The sequence below is a fragment of the Catenuloplanes niger genome (assembly GCF_031458255.1).
In the GTDB taxonomy this organism is placed as follows: domain Bacteria; phylum Actinomycetota; class Actinomycetes; order Mycobacteriales; family Micromonosporaceae; genus Catenuloplanes; species Catenuloplanes niger.
In genome coordinates, this window is record NZ_JAVDYC010000001.1 from 9,573,698 (window position 1) to 9,591,235 (window position 17,538).

Annotated in this window: 15 protein-coding genes; 5 read left to right on the top strand and 10 right to left on the bottom strand. The window is 72.6% G+C overall.

Annotated features, from left to right (window positions below; genetic code table 11):
• Positions 1-71: 71 nt before the first annotated feature.
• The 3 genes from glgB to J2S44_RS42165 are packed head-to-tail and all read right to left on the bottom strand — an operon-like array spanning position 72 to position 4,873.
• Positions 72-2,177, bottom strand: coding sequence for a 1,4-alpha-glucan branching protein GlgB (glgB, locus tag J2S44_RS42155; RefSeq protein ID WP_310429183.1), 2,106 nt, complete (start codon positions 2,175-2,177; stop codon positions 72-74).
• Positions 2,178-2,182: 5 nt separating this feature from the next.
• On the bottom strand, positions 2,183-4,255 hold the full coding sequence (locus J2S44_RS42160; RefSeq protein WP_310429185.1) for an alpha-1,4-glucan--maltose-1-phosphate maltosyltransferase: 2,073 nt from the start codon (positions 4,253-4,255) through the stop codon (positions 2,183-2,185).
• 45 nt (positions 4,256-4,300) lie between these two features.
• Positions 4,301-4,873, bottom strand: a complete 573-nt coding sequence (locus tag J2S44_RS42165) for a dienelactone hydrolase family protein (RefSeq protein WP_310429187.1) — start codon at positions 4,871-4,873, stop codon at positions 4,301-4,303.
• A 54-nt stretch (positions 4,874-4,927) separates the two neighbouring features.
• Between J2S44_RS42165 and J2S44_RS42170 the strand changes: the two genes are divergently transcribed.
• The gene (locus J2S44_RS42170; protein WP_310429189.1) at positions 4,928-5,884 is read left to right on the top strand and encodes a helix-turn-helix transcriptional regulator; all 957 of its coding nucleotides are present in this window, start codon (positions 4,928-4,930) and stop codon (positions 5,882-5,884) included.
• Here the strand turns inward: J2S44_RS42170 and J2S44_RS42175 are convergent.
• Together J2S44_RS42175 and glgA are read right to left on the bottom strand one after the other, a co-directional pair.
• Positions 5,881-6,774: a DUF5829 family protein gene (locus J2S44_RS42175; RefSeq protein WP_310429191.1), complete on the bottom strand. Its 894-nt coding sequence runs from the start codon at positions 6,772-6,774 to the stop codon at positions 5,881-5,883. The two genes, J2S44_RS42170 and J2S44_RS42175, sit on opposite strands and share 4 nt — an antisense overlap.
• A gap of 33 nt (positions 6,775-6,807) precedes the next feature.
• Complete coding sequence (glgA, locus tag J2S44_RS42180) at positions 6,808-8,001, bottom strand: glycogen synthase (RefSeq protein WP_310429193.1); 1,194 nt, start codon at positions 7,999-8,001, stop codon at positions 6,808-6,810.
• Positions 8,002-8,066: 65 nt separating this feature from the next.
• On the opposite strand from glgA, the gene glgC reads away from it, so the two are divergent.
• On the top strand, positions 8,067-9,299 hold the full coding sequence (glgC, locus tag J2S44_RS42185; RefSeq protein ID WP_310429195.1) for a glucose-1-phosphate adenylyltransferase: 1,233 nt from the start codon (positions 8,067-8,069) through the stop codon (positions 9,297-9,299).
• A gap of 7 nt (positions 9,300-9,306) precedes the next feature.
• On the opposite strand, the gene J2S44_RS42190 is transcribed toward glgC, so the two are convergent.
• Complete coding sequence (locus J2S44_RS42190; protein ID WP_310429197.1) at positions 9,307-9,450, bottom strand: hypothetical protein; 144 nt, start codon at positions 9,448-9,450, stop codon at positions 9,307-9,309.
• 18 nt (positions 9,451-9,468) lie between these two features.
• Between J2S44_RS42190 and J2S44_RS42195 the strand changes: the two genes are divergently transcribed.
• On the top strand, positions 9,469-9,867 hold the full coding sequence (locus J2S44_RS42195) for an ester cyclase (protein ID WP_310429199.1): 399 nt from the start codon (positions 9,469-9,471) through the stop codon (positions 9,865-9,867).
• Positions 9,868-10,410: 543 nt separating this feature from the next.
• Here the strand turns inward: J2S44_RS42195 and J2S44_RS42200 are convergent.
• Positions 10,411-11,301: a hypothetical protein gene (locus J2S44_RS42200; RefSeq protein ID WP_310429201.1), complete on the bottom strand. Its 891-nt coding sequence runs from the start codon at positions 11,299-11,301 to the stop codon at positions 10,411-10,413.
• Between the two features lie 733 nt (positions 11,302-12,034).
• Between J2S44_RS42200 and J2S44_RS42205 the strand changes: the two genes are divergently transcribed.
• Positions 12,035-12,418 carry a GNAT family N-acetyltransferase gene (locus tag J2S44_RS42205; protein WP_310430153.1) on the top strand — a complete coding sequence of 128 codons (384 nt, stop codon included), beginning with the start codon at positions 12,035-12,037 and terminating at the stop codon, positions 12,416-12,418.
• A gap of 111 nt (positions 12,419-12,529) precedes the next feature.
• The gene (locus J2S44_RS42210) at positions 12,530-12,751 is read left to right on the top strand and encodes a hypothetical protein (protein WP_310429203.1); all 222 of its coding nucleotides are present in this window, start codon (positions 12,530-12,532) and stop codon (positions 12,749-12,751) included.
• Positions 12,752-12,860: 109 nt separating this feature from the next.
• Here J2S44_RS42210 and J2S44_RS42215 read toward each other — a convergent pair whose 3' ends face one another.
• The 3 genes from J2S44_RS42215 to J2S44_RS42225 all read right to left on the bottom strand — a co-directional run bounded on the left by J2S44_RS42215 (position 12,861) and on the right by J2S44_RS42225 (position 17,537).
• Positions 12,861-15,107: a penicillin acylase family protein gene (locus J2S44_RS42215; RefSeq protein ID WP_310429205.1), complete on the bottom strand. Its 2,247-nt coding sequence runs from the start codon at positions 15,105-15,107 to the stop codon at positions 12,861-12,863.
• Between the two features lie 250 nt (positions 15,108-15,357).
• Positions 15,358-16,356 carry an ABC transporter ATP-binding protein gene (locus tag J2S44_RS42220; RefSeq protein WP_310430155.1) on the bottom strand — a complete coding sequence of 333 codons (999 nt, stop codon included), beginning with the start codon at positions 16,354-16,356 and terminating at the stop codon, positions 15,358-15,360.
• Between the two features lie 62 nt (positions 16,357-16,418).
• A complete protein-coding gene (locus tag J2S44_RS42225; protein ID WP_310429207.1) occupies positions 16,419-17,537 on the bottom strand; it encodes an ABC transporter permease in 1,119 nt (372 codons plus the stop codon).
• Position 17,538 lies beyond the last annotated feature (1 nt).

Genomic DNA, 17,538 nt, shown 5'->3' on the forward strand with positions numbered 1-17,538 from the left:
CGCGCGACCGGACCGCGAAGCGCCCTCGCCGGTGCGCGCGGGACGCGCGTACCGGCGGATGGGGTGGATCCTTATGCGGGTGTGAGCCAGAGGACGCCGAGCGGGGGTACGCGGAGGACGGCCGAGACCGGGTAGCCGTGCCAGGGGATGTCGTCGGTGTAGATGCCGCCGAGGTTGCCGACGCCGGAGCCGCCGTAGACGTGGGCGTCCGTGTTGACGAGTTCGGTCCAGCGGCCGGCGAAGGGCAGGCCGATGCGGTAGTCGTCGAGCGGGCCGCCGGAGAAGTTGGCGACGCAGGCGAGCGTGCCGCCGTCCGGGGCGATCCGGAGGAACGCGACCGCGTTGTTCTGCACGTCGTCGTTGACGATCCAGCGGAAGCCGTCGGGCGTGGTGTCCTGGGACCAGAGCGCGGCCTGCGCGCGGTAGACCTTGTTGAGGTCGGTGAGCAGGCGTTTGAGGCCGGCCCGGCGCGGGTCGTGGAGCAGGTACCAGTCGAGGCCGCGTTCCTCGGACCACTCGCGGTCGTCGCCCAGTTCCGCGCCCATGAAGAGCAGGTTCTTGCCGGGGTGCGCGTACATGTACGCCATCAGCGCGCGGGTGTTGGCCATTCGCTGCCAGTCGTCGCCGGGCATCTTGCCGGCCAGGGAGCCCTTGCCGTGCACCACCTCGTCGTGGCTGATCGGCAGCACGTAGTTCTCCGACCACGCGTAGACCAGCGAGAACGTGAGCTGGTGGTGATGGTACTGCCGGTGGATCGGGTCCTTGCCGATGTACGTGAGCGTGTCGTGCATCCAGCCCATGTTCCACTTGAAGCCGAAGCCGAGGCCGCCCTGGTCGGTGGGCGCGGTGACGCCGGGGAACGCGGTCGACTCCTCGGCGATCATGAGCGTGCCGGGGTACTGCCTGCCGACGGTCGCGTTGACCTCCTGGAGGAAGCTGATCGCGTCCAGGTTCTGGTTGCCGCCGTACTCGTTGGGCAGCCACTCCCCCGGGTTCCGGGAGTAGTCGAGGTAGAGCATGCTGGCGACCGCGTCCACCCGCAGGCCGTCGACGTGGAACTCCTCGAACCAGTAGAGCGCGTTCGCGACCAGGAAGTTGCGGACCTCGCGGCGGCCGTAGTCGAAGACGTACGTGCCCCAGTCCGGGTGTTCGCCGCGCCGCCAGTCGCCGTGCTCGTAGAGCGGGGTGCCGTCGAACCGGGCGAGCGCCCACTCGTCGCGCGGGAAGTGCGCGGGCACCCAGTCGAGGATGACACCGATGCCGGCCTGGTGCAGTTCGTCGATGAGCAGCCGCAGGTCGTCCGGGTCGCCGAACCGCGAGGTGGGCGCGTAGTAGCCGGTGACCTGGTAGCCCCAGGAGCCGCCGAACGGGTGTTCCGCGACCGGCATGAACTCGACGTGCGTGAAGCCCGTCTCGACGAGGTAGCCGACCAGTTCGTCCGCGAGCTCGCGGTAGCCGAGGCCGGGGCGCCAGGAGCCGAGGTGGACCTCGTAGACGGACATGGGTTCGCGGTGCGGCTTGTTGAGCGCCCGCTGGGTGATCCACTCCGTGTCGTTCCACTCGTAGGTGCTCTGGAAGACCACCGAGCCGGTACGCGGCGGGATCTCCGTGTGCCGGGCCAGCGGGTCGGCCTTCTCCCGCCAGTGGCCGTCCGCGCCGAGGATGCGGAACTTGTACCGGGCGCCGTCGGGGACGCCGGGTACGAAGATCTCCCAGACGCCGGTGCTGCCCATCGAGCGCATCGGCCAGCCGTCGTGCGGGCCCCAGCCGGTGAAGTCGCCGACGAGCCGGACGCCCTGCGCGTTCGGGGCCCAGACCGCGAACGCGGTGCCGTGCTCGACGGTCCGGGCGCCGAGCACGGTCCACAGCCGCTCGTGCCGGCCCTCCGCGATCAGGTGCAGGTCGAGTTCGCCGAGCGTGGGCGGGTGACGGTACGGGTCGTCCTGCTCCTCGCCGTCGACGTCGAGGCGGTAGTCGGCCGGCTCGCCCGGGACCACCGCTTCGAAGACGCCGTCGGCGTGGACCCTCGTCATCGGGTGTTTCGTGCCGTCCGGGGTGATGACCGAGACGTCGGTCGCGTGCCGCCGGAGCGCGCGGACGACCGAGCCGTCCGGATGCGGGTGCGCACCCAGCACCGCGTGCGGGTCGTGGGCGTTACCGGTGATCACCCGGTCCATGGCGCTCACCCTCCGATCCGCTCGACGGTGAAGATGTGGGCGGGGTTGAAGATCGGGTCGAGCCGGACCGCGTTGCCGGACGCGCCCCACACGTGGTTGGAGCCGCTGAGCAGGTCGTGCACCCTGATCCGGTCTCCCCAGGCCAGGCCCAGCGACGGCATGTCCAGGTCCACGGTCGCCCACTGCACGCCCGCCGGGTCGAACGAGCAGGCGACGAGGATCGTGTTCGCGGAGTCCGGGTCCTTCTTCGACCACACCAGGACGGCCGGGTTGTCGCAGTGGTGGAAGCGCAGGTTCCGCAGCCAGTGCAGGGCCGGGTTCTGCTTCCGGATGTCGTTGAGCCGGGTGAGGAACCCCTTGAGCGAGCGGCCCTCGATCTCCGCCCGCTCCCAGTCCCGCGGCCGCAGCTCGAACTTCTCGTTGTCGAGATACTCCTCCGCGCCCGGCCGCGGCTCGTGCTCGAACAGCTCGTACCCGCTGTAGAGGCCCCACGACGGCGACAGCATGCTGGCCAGCACCGCGCGGATCTTGAACATCGGCGGGCCGCCGTGCTGCAGCGACTCGTGCAGGATGTCCGGCGTGTTCGGCCAGAAGTTCGGCGTCATGTAGTGCGCGGACGCGACCAGCTCCACGCAGTAATCGCGCATCTCGTGCGCGCTGGTCCGCCAGGTGAAGTACGTGTACGACTGGGTGAAGCCGATCTTGCCGAGCCCGTGCATGATGGCCGGCCGGGTAAACGCCTCGGCCAGGAAGATCACGTCCGGGTCGGTCTTCTTGACCTCGCCGATCAGCCAGTGCCAGAAGTCCAGCGGCTTCGTGTGCGGGTTGTCGACCCGGAACGCGCGGATGCCCTCGCCCATCCAGTGCCGGACGATCCGCAGCATCTCCGCGCGGATCCCGGCCGGGTCGTTGTCGAAGTTGAGCGGGTAGATGTCCTGGTACTTCTTCGGCGGGTTCTCCGCGTACGCGATCGTGCCGTCCGCGCGGTGGGTGAACCACTCCGGGTGCTCGGTGACCCACGGGTGGTCCGGCGAGCACTGCAGCGCCAGGTCCATCGCCACCTCGACACCCAGCTCGTTCGCGGTCGCGACGAACTCCCGGAAGTCCGCGGCCGTGCCCAGGTCCGGGTGGATGGCGTCGTGGCCGCCCTCCTCCGCGCCGATCGCCCACGGCGAGCCGACGTCCTCCGCCCGCGCCATCAGCGAGTTGTTGCGCCCCTTGCGCCAGGTGCGGCCGATCGGGTGGATCGGCGGCAGGTAGAGCACGTCGAAGCCCATCTCCGCGACCGCGGGCAGCCGCTTCGCCGCGGTCTGGAACGTGCCGGACCGGTGCGGCAGCACCGCGCCCTCGGAGCGCGGGAAGAACTCGTACCACGAGCTGAAGAGCGCCTTACGGCGATCGACCCAGACTCGGTACGTCTCGGAGGCCGTGGTGTAGCGGCGGATCGGCTTGTCCCACAGCAGATCCTCCAGCTGCAGCGCCGGAGTGGTCCGCTCGACCAGCGACAGGTCCTCGTCGCGCAGCGCCTCGGCCGCCGCGAAGATCCGGGCCCGCTCCGCCCGCGGCGTGGGCATGACCGCCTCGGGGATCTCGCCGGACTCGGTGATCACCGAGCCGCGGCCGTACGCGTACCCCCGGTCGGTCAGCTGGATGCCGGCCCGGCTGTCCGCGTTCAGCGGCAGGTTCCGCGCGGCCTCGGACAGCAGCGCCGCGCCCTCGGCCAGGTCGTTGGCCAGGTCGGCGAGGCCCTGCCCGGCCGCGAGCTTCTTGGTGACCGCGTTGTGCCAGGTGAGGTACGGGTCGTCGAACGCCTCGATCCGGAACGTCCACTCCCCCGGCGCGTCGGGCCGGACGAACGCCTCCCAGCGGTCCAGCCCGACGCCGAGCGGGCGCATCCGGGTGAACGGGCGGTCGGCACCGTCCGGCCCCTGCCACACGACGTTCACACCGAGCGCGTGATGGCCCTCCCGGTACGCCGTCACCGTCACCGGCAGCAGCTCACCGACCACGGCCTTCGCCGGATAACGTCCCCCGTCCACGGTGGGGGCGACCTCTTCGATCGGGAATCGTCCGGTCACCCTGCAAACCTAAACCAGGAGAGCCCGAACCGCGCGCCGAGAAGATCAGCGTTTCCCGATCATGGTCAGTGCGCGCGCCACGACCTGCGCGGTGGCGTCCGCGTCGTAGCCGGGCAGGCTCTCGTCGGTGAACAGGTGCACGCTGCCCGGATACGTGAACACCTCGCCGTCGTCGGCCTCCTTGACCAGGTCGCGCGCCGCGTCGAGGTCACCCTCGGCCGCGAAGATAGGGTCGTCCGCCATGCCGTGCACCTGCACCGGCACGCCGCGCGGCCACGGGCCGAACTCGCCGTGCGGCAGGCAGCCCTCCAGCAGCAGCGCGCCGCGGGCGCGGGGCCGGGTCTGGGCCAGCATCTGCGCGGGCGACACGCCGAGCGAGACACCGGCGTAGACCACGTCCTCGGGCAGCGCGTCCGCGGCCACCCGGCCGCGCTCCGCGATCCGGGAGAAGCCGACCTCCTGCGCGTAGGCGAGGCCCTCCGGAAGCGTCGCGAACGTCCGGCCCTCGAACAGGTCGGGCAGGTGCACGGTGTGGCCGGCGGCCTCGAACCGCGCGGCGAGCGCCCGCACGCCGTCGGTCAGTCCGTGTACGTGGTGGAACAGCACGATCTCGGTCATGCGTCCCATCCTGCACGGTTATCCCGACACCGCATGTCGGGATAGCGTTTCGGGGTGCGCGCGTCCCGGATGATGTCACTCCTGCTGCACCTCCAGGTGCGCGGGCAGGCCACCGGCGCGGAGCTGGCCCGGCTGCTGGAGGTCAGCGAGCGCACCGTGCAGCGGGACGCGGAGGCGCTGTCCGCGGCCGGCGTGCCGATCCGGTCGACGCGCGGCCCGGCCGGCGGCTACCGGCTGGACGGCGGCTACCGGACCCGGCTGACCGGCATGGGGCTGGACGAGGCCGGCGCGCTGGCGTTCCTCGGGCTGGCCGGGCCGGCGGACGACCTCGGTCTCGGATCGCTCCTGGAGGGCGCGCGGGTGAAGCTGTGGGCCGGGCTGACCGGCGCGGCGCGCGACCGCGCGATGAGCACCGCGGCCCGGTTCCACCTCGACCCGGTGCGGTTCTTCGGCACGCCCGAGCCGGTGCCGTGCCTGTCCGCGCTCGCGCGGGCCGTCTGGTCGGACCGCCGCGCCCGGATCGTCTACACCGTGCGCTCCGGCGAGACCGCGACCCGCGAGGTCGACCCACTCGGCCTGGTCCTGGCCGCCGGCGTGTGGTACCTGGTCGCGACGCGGGACGGCGCGCGCCGCACCTACCGGGTGTCCCGCGTCCGGGCCGTCGACGAACTGCCCGCGCCGGTACGCCGCCCGCGCGACTTCGACCTGGCCGAGGCCTGGTCGGCCGCGCGGGCGGAGCTGGAACGCGAGCGGACCGCGGTCGAGGTCACGCTCCGGATCGCCGGGCACGCGCTCGGCCGCCTCCGGGAGACGCTGCCGGTGCACGGCCACGACCGCCTCCCGGCCTCGTGCTCCGGCGACGTGACGGTCACGGTCCCGTACGAGAGCGTCGACTGGGCGTGCACCGCGCTGCTCGGCCTGGGCGCGGCCGTCGAGGTGCTGGGGCCGCCGCGGGTGCGCGCCCGGATCGCGGCCGAACTACGCGCCGCCGCCGCCCGCTACCCCGCCTAGAAACTCCAGACCGCGTGCTTGCCGGGCCCGACCGTCAGCGTGGACGTGCCGATCTGCTCCACGTGCCGGGCCACCGGCCGGTTGAGCGCGAACGTCACCTCGCGCAGCCCCGCGTCGGCCAGCGGGACCGCGTCGAACCGGAGCGTGGTGCCGCCGCGGGTGACCACCGCGCCGCCGCCGGGCAGCTCACGCACCGCGAACCCGCCGGCCCGCAGCAGCGGCAGCGTCGCGGCCAGGTCGGTCGCGGTCACCGCCAGGTGCACCCCGGTGACGTCCCGCATCAGCTTGGCCGCGTAGTCGTCGGACAGGTACCGCTCGCGCCCGACGTCGCCCGGGAACGAGGCCGGCTCCACGTTCGCCCGCGGGTCGGCCAGGTACTCCGGCCGGTACTCCATGCCCCAGGCGCCGAACGCGTCGTACGTGGTCGTGGTGAACACCGCGTCGAACCACGGCACCGGCACCCCGTCGCCGAAGTCGCGGGTCTGGGTGAACTCGATCGGCGCGGTCAGCCGCGTGATCACGGCCGCCAGATCACCGTCCCGCTCGGTGGACACGCCGAGCCCGGCCGCGCCCGGCTGCCCGTCCTGCCCCGGCAGCTCGCCGGCGCCGAACAGCTCCAGGTAGGTCTGCCGGCCCATCAGGTAACGCCCGGTCCAGGTCACGCCGCCGGCCCCGGTCGCGGTGCGGATCTGGAAATTCGCGAACTCCCGCAGGTACGCCGAGTCCTCGATCGCGTCGGCCGTCACCGGGTCGACGTTGCCCCAGGCGTGGTTGTAGAACAGCAGCTGCCGGCCGGTGGCCCGGGCCGGTGTGCCGGTCGCGGTCACGGCGACGACCAGCGCCGCCGTGACCGCGAGAAGTGTGCGCAACGTCCCCCGTAGCGTCGTCATGACCCGGATCCTATGCCGATCCATAGATCAACATCAGAGCACCGAGCGGTAGACCTCCATCGTCGCCTCGGCGATCGCCGGCCAGGAGAAGTGGTCGACCGCGCGCTGCCGGCCGGCCAGCCCCATGCGCCGCGCCCGGTCCGGGTCGGTGATCAGCGAGTTGATCGCGGCGGCGAGGTCGGCGACGAAGCGGTCCGGGTCGACCGGCGTGCCGCTGCCGTCCGTGACCTGCTCGATCGGCACCAGCAGCCCGGTCACGCCGTCGTCGACCACCTCCGGGATGCCGCCGGTCGCGGTCGCCACCACCGCGGTCTCGCAGGCCATCGCCTCCAGGTTGACGATGCCCATCGGCTCGTAGATGGACGGGCAGACGAACACCGTGCTGTGCGTGAGGACCTGGATGACCTCCGGCTTGGTCACCATCTCCGGAATCCACACCACGTTGTCCCGGGTGGCGCGCAGCTCGTCGACCAGCGCGGACACCTCGGCCGCGATCTCCGGCGTGTCCGGCGCGCCGGCCAGGAACACCAGCTGCGCGGCCGGGTCCACCTGCCGGGCCGCGCGCAGCAGGTAGGGCAGGCCCTTCTGCCGGGTGATCCGGCCGACGAACGTCAGCGTCGGCACGCCGGTCGCGATGCCGAGCCGCTCCAGCACGCCGGTCGCCGGGTCCGGCGCGTACTGCGCGGTGTCGATGCCGTTGTGCACCACCCGGACCCGCGCCGGGTCGACGGCCGGATAGGCGGCCAGCACGTCGCGCCGCATGCCGTCGGAGACCGCGATGACCGCGTCCGCCGCCTCCAGCGCGGTCCGCTCCGCCCACGAGGACAGCGCGTAGCCGCCGCCGAGCTGCTCGGCCTTCCACGGGCGCAACGGCTCCAGGCTGTGCGTGGTCACCACGTGCGGCACGCCGTGCAGCAGTTTGGCCAGGTGACCGGCCAGGTTCGCGTACCATGTGTGACTGTGCACGAGATCCGTGCCGGCGACGCCGGCCGCGATCGCGAGGTCGACTCCGAGCACCTGGAGCGCCGGATTCGCGTCCTTCAGCTCGGAGATGTCGGCGTACGCCGACGCATCGGGACGGGGGTCGCCGAAGCAGTGCACCCGCACCGGCGTCAGCGCGCGCAGCGCCGCCGCCAGGTACTCCACGTGCACGCCGGCGCCGCCGTAGACGGCAGGCGGGTACTCCCGCGTAAGAAGGTCGACTCTAAACCTGTCTGTGCCCACCATCGCACCCTAATCAAAGATTGACTCTTCGGCTGGCGGAGCGCACCCGGCCTGGTTAACGTCCTTTTATGACGCCCAAAGTTCTCGCCATCGTCCTGGCCGGAGGTGAGGGCAAGCGGCTCATGCCGCTCACCGCCGACCGTGCCAAACCCGGTGTGCCCTTCGGGGGCATCTACCGGCTCATCGACTTCGTCCTGTCGAACCTGGCCAACGCCGGCTTCCTCAAGATCGTCGTGCTGACCCAGTACAAGTCGCACTCGCTCGACCGGCACATCACCCAGACCTGGCGGATGTCCAACCTGCTCGGCAACTACGTCACGCCGGTACCGGCGCAGCAGCGGCTGGGCCCCCGCTGGTTCGCCGGCTCGGCCGACGCGATCTACCAGAGCCTGAACCTGATCAACGACGAGAATCCCGACTACGTCATCGTCTTCGGCGCGGACCACATCTACCGGATGGACCCGCAGCAAATGCTGCAGGACCACATCGACTCCGGCGCGGACGTCACCGTGGCCGGCATCCGGCAGCCGCTGTCGATGGCGGACCAGTTCGGGGTGATCGAGGTCGACGAGAGCGGCCGGCGGATCTCCGCGTTCCGGGAGAAGCCGACGGACGCGATCGGCCTGCCGGACGCCCCCGACGAGATCTACGCGTCGATGGGCAACTACGTGTTCACCACGAAGGCGCTCTGCGAGGCCGTCACCGCCGACGGGAAGGACCTGGCCAGCAAGCACGACATGGGCGGCAACATCATCCCGAGCTTCGTCGCGCGCGGCACCGCGAACGTCTACGACTTCCGCGACAACGTGATCCCCGGATCGACCGAACGGGACCGCGCGTACTGGCGGGACGTGGGCACGCTCGACTCGTACTACGAGGCGAACATGGACCTCATCGCGATCCACCCGATCTTCAACCTCTACAACATGAAGTGGCCGATCCTGACCGACCACGCGCCGTACCCGCCGGCCAAGTTCGTGCACGGCTGGGAGGAGCGCATCGGCCGCGCGGTCGGCTCGATGATCTCGCCCGGCGTGGTCGTCTCCGGCTCACTGGTGGAGAACTCGATCCTCTCCCCCGGCGTCCGCGTCCACTCCTGGGCCAACGTCAGCGGCTCCGTCCTGCTCGACGGCGTCGACGTCGGCCGCCACGCGGTGGTCCGCAACGCCATCATCGACAAGAACGTCCGCATCCCGGAAGGCGCGGAGATCGGCGTCGACCTCGAACGCGACCGCCAGCGTTTCACAGTCTCCGACAACGGCATCGTGGTCATCGGCAAGAACCAGCGCATCGAACGATAAAACCCGTTCAGCGGTACGCGCCGGGCGCGTCCACCGCCTCGGTCGCTTCGCGGTCCGGGCGCTGGACGGCCCGGCGTTCCCGTTCCGGCCCGCTCACCTCCCGCACCCCGCCGCCGGGCTGACCCGGCGGTCCCGGCGACCCCGTGCGCATATCGGCCAGACTGGATGCATGGAATCGCATGCCGCCCTGATGACCCGGGCCTTCGAGACGCTCACCCGCGACGGCGTCGACGCCGCCGCCACCCTGCTGACCGACGACTTCATCGCCAACATCCCCGGCCTGCCCACCCCGCTGCACGGCCGCGAGGCGTGGGCGGCCGGCGTCCGCCAGATGCTGGCCGCCTTCCCCGACCTGCGCATCACCATCGAGGACACGATCACGCAGGACGACCGGATCGCGGTCCGGGCCCGCTTCCACGGCACCCACACCGGCCCGTTCCAGGGGATCCCCGCCAGCCACCGCCCGGTCAGCTTCGGCAGCATCGAGATCTACCGCATCCGGGACGCCCTGATCGCCGAGGAGTGGGTCTCCCCCGACATGCTCTCCCTGATGCGCCAGATCACCTGAACTCTCAAAACTCCGGCCACACCCGCCACCCGCGCCGGCCGGCACCCCGCCCACTCCGGCGTCGGCCAGCACCCAGCCCTTCGACCGGCACCGCCGGCACCCCGCCAGTCCCACGTCAGCCAGCACCCAGCCCTCCCCCGCACCGCCGCTACCCCGCCACTCCCGCGTCGGCCAGCACAGAGCCCTCCCCCGCACCGCCGGCACCCCGCCACTCCCGCGTCGGCCGGCACGCGACCCCGGCCCGGCGTCGACGGGCCGGGCCGGGGTCGACGGGCCGGCTCGGCGTCGACGGGCCGGCTCGGCGCGCCGGCCGACACCTGGCCCGGAGCCGCGCTGGCGCTGGTGCCACACCCGAGCCGGCCCGCACTCGCCCCGGCCCCGCCCTTCACCAATTCCGGTCCGGCCCTCCGCCGGATGAACGGCCGGGCACTCCGTGCCCGAATTTCGGCATATCGCGGGCAGCGTGGGTGCGGGTGCCGTGTCGATGCCGTTCCCGTGGGGCGGGCGAGGCCGCGAAACCGCCACGGCCTCGCCCCGAGCAGGTCAGGCCACGGCCGCCTCGATCGCGGCGGTGAGCGCAGGGGCGCCGGCGGCCAGGCCGGCACCGTCCTGCATGGTGCGTCCGCAGCCGGACAGCTCGACGTAGGTGACGAGACCGGACGTCACCGGCTCCAGGATCGCGAACCGGCCCGACGCCTCGGCGCACGGCGCGGCCGTCGCGGCCGGTGGGAACGCCGCCCGCACCGCCGCCCACGCCCCGGCGGTCAGCACGGCACCGGACTCCAGCGTGCCCGCCGGTTTCCCGCTGCCCCGCTGGTTCTCCGGAACGAGGTAGACGCACAGCCGCAACTGCGCGTCCCCGGGCGGCGGGGCCGCGGCCGGTGGCGCCTCCGTGCCGAAGCCGGCCGTCACCGCGATCATGTCGGCATGCGTGTCCGCGCAGCCGGTACCCGCGGACAGGCTCGACCGGGCCTCACCGACCGGCGTCTCCGTGACGGTCGTGCTCTGCAGCGCGGACAGCGCGGCCAGCACTTCACGCCGGGGCTTGCGGCAGTCGTCGTGCGGGACACCGGGCCGCACCCAGCCGCCGTGCGCATCGTGCAGCACGAACCAGGGCAGCACGATCGCGTCGGCCGTGCACACATCCGCCGTACCCGGCAGGTCCGGCAGCCGCAGCGCCGCCGCGAGCGCGGCCACCGCCGCCGGGTCCTCGGTGCGTTCCTCCGCCATCACGACGTCCTGCCCACCGTCCGGCCGCTCCGCGAACTCCGCGCCGCACGTGGTGACCGCCACCGGCACGAAGTCCTCCGGCAGCCGCGGATCATCTCCCTGGTCCGAGCCGGCCGGCGGGATCATGCCGCCCGTCGCGTCCGGCGGCGTCGCCATCGGCACCGGCGCGCCCGCCGCCGCACACGACTCCCATCCCGTCGCCACCGGCGCCGCCGGACCCACCGGCCCCGCACCCGGCCGTTCCCCCGGCCCCGCACACGCCCCCGCCGACATTGCCGTCATCACCAGCATCCCGGCCACGATTCGCTGTCGCACAACGCCCTCCCGTATCCGCCCGATCCCCCTTCGACGTCCCACCACACCGCCCAGTTCCGCCACCGCCCAGTTCCGCCACCGCCCAGTTCCGCCACCGCCCAGTTCCGCCACCGCACGCACCGCCACCGCAACGCACCCACCGCCGCCGCAACGCACCGCGTTGGCGACCGGCCCAGCCGACGACCCGGCCAACGGCCAACGGGCAACGGGCAACGGGCAACGGAACCCAACGGGCGACGCCCGACCAACGGGCAACGCCCGACCAACAAGCAGTGCGGGGCCAACAAGCAGCGCTAGCCGACAGGCGACGAACCGGCGAGGCCCGGCGGGCAACGCAGCCCGCCGCACGGGCGAGGCCCGACGTGTCGGCGCGTGCCTGGCGGTCGGATCGGCACCATTACCCGGCGACAGGACGCCGGGGAGCGAGCGCGATCCGGGGCGGCTGCGGATGCGGCGCTTCTCCGCGCCCGGCCGCGCAACGCCTCCGGCGTGGGGGCGGCACGTGCGGCGCGGCGGGGCGCGGTGGCACGTCGGCCATGCGGGCCGTGCGGTGGCGGTGCGTGCGGTGGCCGGTCACGGGGCGTCCGGCGTTCCAGGTCCGCGTATGGTGCGCGTCGTGCCGATGACGCTGCGGGTCCGCGCCGACGTGACCGACAAGGAGCTGAACGGGTTGTTCGCCGCGTCCTGGCCGGGGCATCGTGCGCGGACGTGGGCACCGGTCCACGCCCGCAGCCTGGCCTGGATCACCGCGCGTTCCGGCCGTGACCTCGTCGGCTACATCAACGTCGCCACCGACGGTGGCATGCACGCGTTCCTGCTCGACACCACGGTCCACCCCGCTCACCGCCGGCGCGGGCTCGGCCGGCGCCTCGTGCGGGAGGCGTCCGCCGCGGCCGGCGCCGCCGGCGCGTCGTGGCTGCACGTCGACTACGAACCGCACCTGGACGCCTTCTACCGAGGTTGCGGCTTCACCCCGACTGCCGCGGGCGTCGTCCGGCTCCGCTGACCGCGCCGGCTCACCGCAGGTCGTGCGGTCGCGGCCCCCCATCGAGCCGGCCGGGCGCCGACATGGTGCGGCCATGGATCCTTCGGGGCCGGCGAACGACCGTGGCGGGGTGTGCCGTTCGCGATTCTCGCGCTGACGGTGATCTGCGGTGGCGGATATCTCCTGCTGCCGGACCGGACCGGACCGGACCGGGACGAGCCGACGCCGGCCACCACCTCGGCGCCGATCCAGGAGGCGCTGACGCTGCCGGCGGGCCAGGCCGGGCGGGTCGGTCACGCCGGGACCGCGTTGCCCAGGTGCCGGACGACGTCCGGTCCGGCACCGTCGAGCTGACGGTCGGGGCACGATGAACGACCCGCGTGGCGGCACCGCGCCGATCGTCGTGAACGGCGGGCCGACCCGGAGCCCCCCGTTCACGGTCGAGCGGTGACCCGGCACGGACCTACCGCAGGTGGCGGACCGTCAGGTGCGGGTCGGAGGCGATCTCGCGCTCGGTGAAGCGCTCGGTGACCCACCGCTTGTCGTTGTAGACGTGGATCTGATCGGTGTGGTGGGGCGACGTCGGGTTCGCGGACTGGCCGTACGTGAGAAGCGTGCGGGTGCGCGGGCCGGAGCGGGTCAGCTCGGTGGCCATGATGAAGCTGGACCCGTGCTGCACGCCGGAATCCGGACGGGTGACGTCGGCGGTGATGACGTTGAAGCAGCCCTCCCGGCCGTCGCAGCCGTGCACGCCGATGTTCTCGTACTTCTGCACGTCGGCGAGACGGACGTCGACCGGGACACCGGCCGCGGCGAAGGCCTGGACCGCGTCGGCGAGCGCGGTGCTGACTCCCGGACGGGTCGCGTCGAAGTCGCGTGGCGTGCGCACCGGGTCGGCCGGGTCGAACGGGACCGTCCACGGGCTGGTCCGCAGGCGCTGGATGAACACGCGCCAGAGCGCGGCGCCGCGGGCCTCGAGGTCGCCCCGCGTGTTCCACCCGGCCAGCGCGGCACAGGCGGCGGTCAGGTCGACCGTGCGGCCGTCGGTGGCGACCGCGGACGGTGCGGGCGCGCCGGACCGGCACCAGGCCAGCACGGACGGCAGGCCGCGCTCGGCCGTGAAGTTACGGTTGTTGAGCTGCATCGCCTGCAGTTCGGCCAGCGTGAAGCCGGAATCCGCGATGCCCTCGGCGATCATCTCGAGGCCCAACCGGGTCCGGTACGACCGTGGCGTCCCGGTGTCTCCGACGATCGCGGGGTAGCCGACCAGCGGCGCGGCCGGGTTCGCCAGCCACGGGCTGTCGTTCATGTTGCTGACCACGTCGCGGCGGAACAGCGTGGGCAGGTTGCCGGCGCCGAACAGGCCGGGCGCGGGCGCGTCCGCGTCCGTGCCCCAGGCGCAGTCGGCGCGGGAGCCGTCGAGCACCGGGATGCCGTCGAAGTCCGCGAGCTCGCACCGCTCCAGCTGCTCGTCCGTCACGTGCGGGACGGCCTGCAGGTCGCCGTAGAACGCGGTGCCGGTCACGTCGGCCGCGACGGTGTTGACCCAGGGCGAGGCCAGCAGCCGGGCCTGGACGTCGCGGAGCTGCCGCACGTCGCGCGCCTTGGCCATGCCGATCCACTGGTCGACCGTGCGCAGGTTGGTCGCGTTCGCGCTGCGCAACTGGAAGGCCTGGGTGGTGTCCCAGGGCAGCATGCCGGGGATCGACACGATCGGGCCGTCCGGCGTGCTCCACACCCGCTGGGTGACGGTGGTGAGCGTGCCGTCGTCCTGCCGCACGGTCACGGTCACCGGGTCGTTGCGCAGCGCCCGGGTCTGACCGTCCACCACGTAGCGGGTGGGGTCGCCGGGGGTGAGTGCGAGCCGGTGCAGCGTGACCGTGGCCGCGGTGGAGACGGTGTGGCTCCAGGCGACCCGGTCGGTGTGGCCGATCGCCACGCCGGGCAGGCCGGGGAGCGAGACGCCGGAGACGTTCAGCTCGCCGGGGATGGTCAGGTGGATCTGGTGGAAGCGGCGGTCACCCTGCCAGGGGAAGTGCGGGTTGGCCAGCAGCATGCCGGTGCGGCCGGTGGTGGCGTCGGCGCCGAGACCGACCGCGTTGCTGCCGATGCCGCCGCCGAACAGGTCGGGCAGCCCGGTCGGCGCGGTGCGCGACGCGACGGCCGGCGTGCCGGGCGGCTGCGCGGCCGCGACCAGATCGGTGACGCCCTCGGCGCCGCCCATGTCGGAAATCTGCAGCACGCGCCGCCAGACGTCCAGCTCGGCGATCGGGCGGACCCACTCGGCGCCCGTGCAGAGCGACTCGGGCAGGTTGTCGACGCCGACCTCGGCCAGGTAGCGGTTGTAGCCCTCGGCGTAACCGCGCGCCAGCTCGCGGGCGTCCCGGGACGGCCCGCCGGGGCCGGTCAGGGCGCGCTCGACGACGCGGTTCCGGTTGAGCCAGCGGTGGTAGAGGTCGTCCTCGAGGTTGCCGCCGGCCGGCCCGAACCACCGCGACTTCTCGCCGTCGAGCGCGACGATCTGCGGTGCGAGCAGACACAGGTTGTCCTCGGCGAACGCGTAGCCCGCGCCGACGCCGGCCGCGCGATAACCGGACGCGAGCACGTGCGGGAGGCCGAACTCGGTGCGCCGCAGCGTCGCGCCACCCGGCGCCGCGGATGCCGGGACAGCGGTCATCACCAGCGCCGCCGTGGTGACGGCCGCGGCCACCGAACGCGCCCTCCGTGCCGCCTGTGCCGTTCGTCCGAACATCGAGACCCCGCCCTCCGGCCGACCGTCGGCCGCGGTCCATCATGCCAGCCGACGCAGTGGGTTCATCGATGTCCACAGGCCGGAAAGTTATCCACAGGCGGCGGAACAGCCGGCGGCCCGGCGCGTAATCTCGCTGACAGTTGTCGATGGATGGTATAGACGTAGGCCGGGCCCGCGTGCCGTGCGGGAGCGCGCGGGCCCGGCGGGATCACCCGACCGGGGCGGTGGTCGGGTGGAGCCAGCAGGCGACGGTGCGGTCTCCCGCCGCGTCGGCGGCCGGCGGCGGCCCGAGCGGCGGCAGATGCGTGCCGCACGGTGCGAACGCCTTCGGGCAGCGCGGGTGGAAGGAGCAGCCGTGCGGCATGGCGCGTAGATCCGGCGGCGACCCGGGAATGCCGCTGAGTTCACGCTTGGCACCGCGGAGGGCGGGGAAGGAGTTGAGCAGCCCATGACTGTACGGATGGAGCGAGTCGCGATACAGCGCGGCCGCCGGTGCCTCCTCCACGATCCGCCCGCCGTACATGATGGCGATCCGGTCGGAGAACTCGACCAGCAGCGACAGGTCGTGCGTGATGAACAGGACCGAGAAGCCGAGCCGTTCGCGCAGCGCGACGAGCTGCCGCAGGATCTGCCGCTGCATGACCACGTCCAGCGCGGTGGTCGGCTCATCCATGATCACCACCTGTGGCTCCAGCGCGAGCGCCATCGCGATCATGACGCGCTGCCGCATGCCGCCGGAGAGCTGGTGGGGATAGGCGTCGAGCCGGTCCTTCGCGATGCCGACCAGGCCGAGCAGTTCGGCGGCGCGGGCGGTCAACGCGGCCCGGGTCAGTCCGGGCGTGTGCGCGCGGATCACGTCGACGAGCTGCACCGAGATCTTGTGGACCGGGTTGAGCGAGTTCATCGCGCCCTGGAACACGATGGAGGTCTCCGCCCAGCGGAACGCGCGCAGCTGCTTCGGCGTGAGCGCGAGCACGTCGAACGGCGCGCCGTCGCGCGGGTGGTAGACGACCTGCCCGCCGGCGATCACCCCGGGCGGCGCGAGCAGCCGGGTCGCACCGTAGGCCAGCGTGGACTTGCCGCTGCCGCTCTCCCCGGCCAGCCCGAGCACCTCGCCGCGGTGCAGCGTCAGATGCACCTCGCGCACCGCGTGCACGGCGTCGTCGCCCAGCCCGTAGTCCACGTTGAGGTTTCGGATCTCCAGCACCGGCTCACGCCGGCGGGGGTTCCCCGCGGCCGGCACGGTCTGCACCTCGCCGATCGACTCGATCACGCCGACTCCTTCTCTCCGAGCGACTGCTGTGCGGCGGGCCCACCGGCGGGCCCACCGGTGGCCGCCCCGATGGGCGCACCGGTGGGCGCCGGCGCCGGCACCCGTTCCAGCGGCACGGCCGGCGCGTGCGGTGACACCGGGTCCGTGCCCAGCGGGGTGATGCGCAGGACCGGGGTGAAACCGACCCGCATCCGTACCGTGGCGCCGGAGGCGGTCCTGATCGTGGTCTTGCCGGCGGACCGGAGGCGAGGGCTGACGAACTCGTCGATGCCGAAGTTGACCAGCGACAGCGCGGTGCCGAGGATCGCGATCGCGAGGCCGGCCGGCACGAACCACCACCAGGCGCCGGAGGCGAGCGCTTGCTGACCCTGCGCCCAGAACAGGATGGTGCCCCAGTTCCACTCGGAGACCGTGGTGATGCCGATGAACGCGAGCGTGATCTCGGACAGCACCGCGAAGATCACCGTGCCGACGAAGCCGGAGGCGATGATCGCGGTCAGGTTCGGCAGGATCTCGAAGAAGATGACCCGCCAGGTGGACTCGCCGGTGGCCCGCGCGGCCTCCACGTAGTCGCGGCGGCGCAGCGAGAGCGTCTGGGCACGCAGCACCCGCGCGTTCCAGGCCCACGAGGTCAGGCCGATCACCAGCGCGATCATCAGGTCGGTGCTGCGCTCCAGCAGCGAGGTGATGATGATGATCAGCGGCAGCGAGGGGATCACCAGGAACACGTTGGACAGTGCGGAGAGCGAGTCGTCCGCGGTGCCGCCGAGGTAGCCGGCGGTCACGCCGACCACGATCGCCAGCACGGTGGCGATCACGCCGGCCAGGAAGCCGACGAAGATGACGCCACGGGTGCCGACCAGGATCTGGCTGAACACGTCCTGCCCGAGATGGGTGGTGCCGAACCAGTGCGCGCCGGACGGCGGCTGGAGCAGGTCGGCGGAGCGCTCCGACGCGTCGTACGGTGCGATCCACGGCCCGATGATCGCCAGCAGCACGAAGAAGCCGACGATGGCGATGCCGGTGGCCGCCTTCGCGTTCGCGACGAACCGGAACGGCCGGCGCTTGGCGGCGACGGCGGCCGGGGTGATCTCCGCGGCCGAGGGGGTGCTCATG